We start from the raw sequence: 4794 nt of genomic DNA, 5'->3' as shown, positions 1-4794 counted from the left end.
ATGGATTTGAAAAATCGAACTGATGGATAGTTATTGTTAGTGAGGTTTCAGTCAAAATTTTGCCTCTCGAGAAAATTAGTATTACATTTTATTATAAAATGCATACTACTTATTAGCACATTTTGACCAATAAACATGTTTTTAAGAAAATAACAAGCTTAAAAAACCAACCGTAAACTAAGTTACATAATAATAAGCTAAGGAAGAGCTAAAGCAAGATATTTGACAAATGGTCATGATTTGAATTTATTATGGTGCATGATTTTAATAATAATTCATTTTTCAGGAGTCAAATTTTTAGTACACTCAACCATATTCATCAGTTCAATTTTTCATAACCATTCAAATTTTTATTTCGTGATTGGAATCTCTTTAACTTAAAAATCTTAGTTAAGAGTAATATACTAGAATAATATTCGTTAGTAGCAAATTATTCTCCTTCCTATTTTTTGATTTAAAAATTATTTTTCATCATATCATTTCTTTGTTCTTAATTTAATATTTTAATTGTATTATCAATATATTAAATATTCATAATTGAATAGTTCACCAGTTATTGTTAATATGTTTAATATAAAACTAATATTAAATTTATATATTCTTAAGAATAACCTATATATATATATATACATGATTTAATTTGTATAATTAGATTGTAATTAATAAAATTTTTGAGGGCAACTAAATATGAACAAAAAATATTTAAAGTCATTACTTCTTTTGTCACTATTAATAGTAGCTACAGCTATTCCTTTAGCTTCTACAGAACTATCAAGTGCTGCTGACCCATATGAATTTGCATTTGAAGTATTAAATATAGTTAATGAAGAACGGGCAAAGTTTGGTGCAACTCCATTGGAGATGGATAAAGAATTATTAGAGTCTGCTATGATTAGAAGTAACGAATTAGTCATACTAATGAACCATTCTAGACCAGATGGGTCTCCCATATGGGGTCTTTCAGATCTTATGTATGGTGAAAACATTGCAGGTGGTCAGATTACACCTGAAGCCGTTATGAGATCTTGGATGAACTCAACAGGTCATAGACAAAATATCTTAGATCCAAGTTATAAATCTATTGGTATAGGTTATGTTTATGCTCCAAATGTTGTTACTTATGATCCTATTAATAACCGAAATTATACCAATCTTAATCACTACTGGACACAATTATTTGGACGTTTAAATGCAGATATAGCAGACCCAGTAGATTATATTAAAGAAAGTGAACCTACTATTAATTTACCTACAACTATCAATTTATATAATAACATAGCTATTAAAGATATAATTGAATTTTTTAATGGTAATGTTGCAATTAATAATCATTTTATCACTAATGGAGACAATATAATTTTCAATGAGGGTATTTACAATGACATATATTTAAGCATAGGAAATTCAGTAAACATCACATCAAAAGGAGTTGTTGAATTTATAAGTCCTCTTATTTATTCTACAGCTACTGTAAATGGAAAACCAGTACCAATAAGTTTTGATGGACTAAGAATTAATACAAGTAATGTAAATATTAGTGGATTAATATTAAAAGATTATTATAATGGAATAGCTGTGTTAAACTCAGAAAATATTAATATAAATAATAATTCATTTATTAATGTCTGGTATGGATTAGATGTAACTAATTCAAATAATATAAATCTTAGCAATAATAATATAAATTATATCAGTAAAGACATGGAAAAAGATGAGTTAAGTAGTGTTGAAGTAACTAATCTTCGTCCAGTTAATAAAACTGATGATACATCAGACTCCACAACACCATCTATTATAATTGTTAAAACTAATAATACAACACCAACTACACCAAATGTTTTAGGTGATCAACACCCCTCAACTCCTAAACCTGCTCAATCTACTCCTAAAAAGCCAGTGAAAAAGGCAGACCTCATAATAAAATCGATAAGTAAAAAAGGAAACATATATGCTGTTACAATTAAAAATAATGGAAGTGCTAATGCAGGTAAAAATGAGTTAGTAGTAAAAGTTGGTAAAAAAATAATAGCTACAAAAAAAGTCCCTGCTCTGAAAGCTGGAAAATCATCCCAAAAAATAAAAATAGTTATAAACAAAAAATATAAGAACAAAACAAAAAATTTCATAGTAGATTCTAAAAATAAAATAACCGAATCTAAGGAAAAGAATAATTCTAAAAATAAGATTTAATTTTTCTTTTTTATATTTTTCCTTAAAAAACTAAAAGCTAAATTTATCAAGAAACCTAAAACATTATCCTCTGTTTTTTTAAATTAATGCTCTTCTCGCACGGAGACATAATCCTTTATCTTTAAGATATTTTTTTATATTATTAAATCATGAATTTTTAGGCATACCTAAACTTTTATATATAAGATAGTGCAAAGTACATATTAGTCTACTGATAACACGCAGTAGCAAACACAATAAGAAATGTGTTCATCAAATGTAACAATATATGAATTCCTTAATTAACGTATCTATTCCTTTAACAAAACTATTTATTTGTTACTCACTCATCTCAGCCTATTATTTAATATTATATCGTTAATTAAGGATTTTCTTCTGCCAAAGAACAATTAAAAAAAAAATAGAATTATTTTTATAAATTATAAATATTATTTTATAGTTATTTTTAATCCATATTTATCAGCTACTTTTAACATATTTATAGCTATTTTAAAGTAATTTATCAGTCCCAATATCTCTTCTATGATAAACATTACCTGAAACAAACTTACAAGCATCTTCAGCTATTTTTTCACTTGACTCTATTGTATCTCCAGTTCCTACAATTCCCAGTGCTCTTGAGGAGGTTGTGTAGACTCCGTCATCTTTTTGTTTAACTGCTGCATAAAATACTTTTGCTCCGAGAGCATTAATTTTCTCTTCATCTACTTTAATAAGTTCATCAGCATATTTTGTTTCAGGATAACCAGCAGGAACGATGTATTTGCAAACTGAAGCCTTAGTTTCAAACTCAACATTTTTTAAGTTTCCATCTACAATAGATTCGCAAACATCAATCATGGGAGTTTTAATAAGTGGAAGAACATTCATAACTTCAGGATCTCCAAAACGAGCATTATATTCAATTAATCTTGGTCCATCTTCACATAACATAAACTGACCATACAAAATACCTTTGTAAGGAGAAGCTTTATTTTTAATAGCTTTAATTGTCTTTTCCATTATTGACACAGCATAATCATAGTCTTTCTTAGATAAGAATGGAAGAAGTCCGTTTGAATCAGAATAAGACCCCATTCCACCAGTTATTGGACCCTGATTTCCTTCAAATGCATGAGGATGGTCTTGAGCAGCAGGCATTGCAGCTAAATGGTCCCCATCACTAAAAGCTTGAATTGTGAACTCTTCACCGACCAAACGCTCTTCTATGATTACCTGAGGAAATCCACCCATTTTACTATCTATAACTTCTTTTCCGTAAGCTTTTGCTTCATTATTATCTTTTAAATGGTCTCCAACGATTTTTACTCCTTTTCCACCAGTTAGTCCAACTGGTTTTACAACAACATCTTTTTCATAATCATCTAAAAAATCGCTAATATCTTGATAATTATCAAATACTTTGTATGTTAATGACCCAGGGATTTTGTATTCTTCAAAAAGGTTTCTCATAAAGGATTTATCAGTTTCTATTTTAGCAGCATTTATATTTGGACCAACTGAACTTACTCCAACTTTTTCAAGCTCATCAACGATTCCTTTTCCAAGTGGTGCTTCAGGACCAATAACAGCGATGTCAATATTCTTTTCAGCTGCAAATTCAGCAACTTTCTTAATATCTCCTTCATCACCTTGTTTATAATCAGTTATTCTTGCAATTCCAGGATTTTTATTATTCATGTAAGCAAAAAGTTTAACATCATCTTTTAATGATTCACAAATAGCATGTTCTCTTGCACCAGTACCAACAACCAAGACATTCATCTTTAATAGCTCCATTATACAGATTCTTAATTTATATATTTTATTTAATTCAGCGAAAAGTATAGTAATATATTCAATATATTATAATTTAATAATTTGTTATTTATATTTTTATAAAAAAGAGATTTCTTAGTTTTTTATCTATAACAGTCACCAAAATATAATGTAAACGTATTAACATGTGAAACAAACTTTTAAAAAAAAGTTTGATCAAAAGCTATTTTTGAAATAAAGATTCAAACACTGATTTACAGGTCTCAAAACCCAACATTTAAATATTAAAATATTTATATTTATATTTAAACCTTTTTCAGTATAATGAAAATTTTCAGTGAAAATATTAATTTTTTTCATTATATTGGCTGTGCAATAATTATTTTTTGATTCTTTTTAGTTATGCTTAGTTTTAAATATTATGGAGTGTAATATAGTATTAATGTTTTTTAGTTTTTGTTGAGTTGGTGTTTATGGTTTTGCATGAAGATAGTATTGGTCAGGTATTTTTACTTCCTTTAAATTTGAGGGACTTTATTCCAGATAATCATATTTGTTTTTTTATTGAGGAATTGGTTAGTCGGTATGATTTTGGTGATTTGCATTCTAAATATGCTGATACTCCAGGTAAGAAAGCTTATTCTAGGAGAATGCTTGCTAGAAATATTCTTATGGGTCAGATTGATGGTATAAAGTCTGGTCGTAAACTTGAAAAGGCAATACATGAAAATGTTGTGTACATGTATCTTTCAGGGATGAAAAAACCTAAATACAGAACTCTCATTAATTTTAGAAATGAAAACGAAGAATTAATGGAAGAAATGTTAGCTATCACAGTTCGTGAAG

3 protein-coding genes are annotated in these 4794 nt (G+C 27.7%); 2 read left to right on the top strand and 1 reads right to left on the bottom strand.

Features of this window, described 5'->3' with window-relative positions:
* The first annotated feature begins 687 nt into the window (after positions 1-687).
* Entirely contained in the window at positions 688-2190 is a 1503-nt protein-coding gene (locus MBFIL_RS02665) for a CAP domain-containing protein (protein ID WP_066971227.1), read from the top strand.
* Between the two features lie 489 nt (positions 2191-2679).
* Here the strand turns inward: MBFIL_RS02665 and purD are convergent, their stop codons facing one another.
* On the bottom strand, positions 2680-3954 hold the full coding sequence (gene purD, locus MBFIL_RS02660) for a phosphoribosylamine--glycine ligase (protein ID WP_066971225.1): 1275 nt from the start codon (positions 3952-3954) through the stop codon (positions 2680-2682).
* A 467-nt stretch (positions 3955-4421) separates the two neighbouring features.
* Between purD and MBFIL_RS02655 the strand changes: the two genes are divergently transcribed.
* Positions 4422-4794: transposase (locus MBFIL_RS02655; protein WP_169805493.1), on the top strand; the 373-nt coding region annotated here is incomplete at its 3' end.

The organism is Methanobrevibacter filiformis, from assembly GCF_001639265.1.
In the GTDB taxonomy this organism is placed as follows: domain Archaea; phylum Methanobacteriota; class Methanobacteria; order Methanobacteriales; family Methanobacteriaceae; genus Methanacia; species Methanacia filiformis.
Note: the sequence above shows the minus strand (reverse complement) of the source record. Positions and strands in the feature narration are given on the sequence as shown.

What these genes read in the sequence shown, in the direction of transcription:
- MBFIL_RS02665 (WP_066971227.1), top strand. Translation starts at nt 688, where the DNA reads ATGAACAAAAAATATTTAAAGTCATTACTTCTTTTGTCACTATTAATA.
- purD (WP_066971225.1), bottom strand. Translation starts at nt 3,954, where the DNA reads ATGAATGTCTTGGTTGTTGGTACTGGTGCAAGAGAACATGCTATTTGT.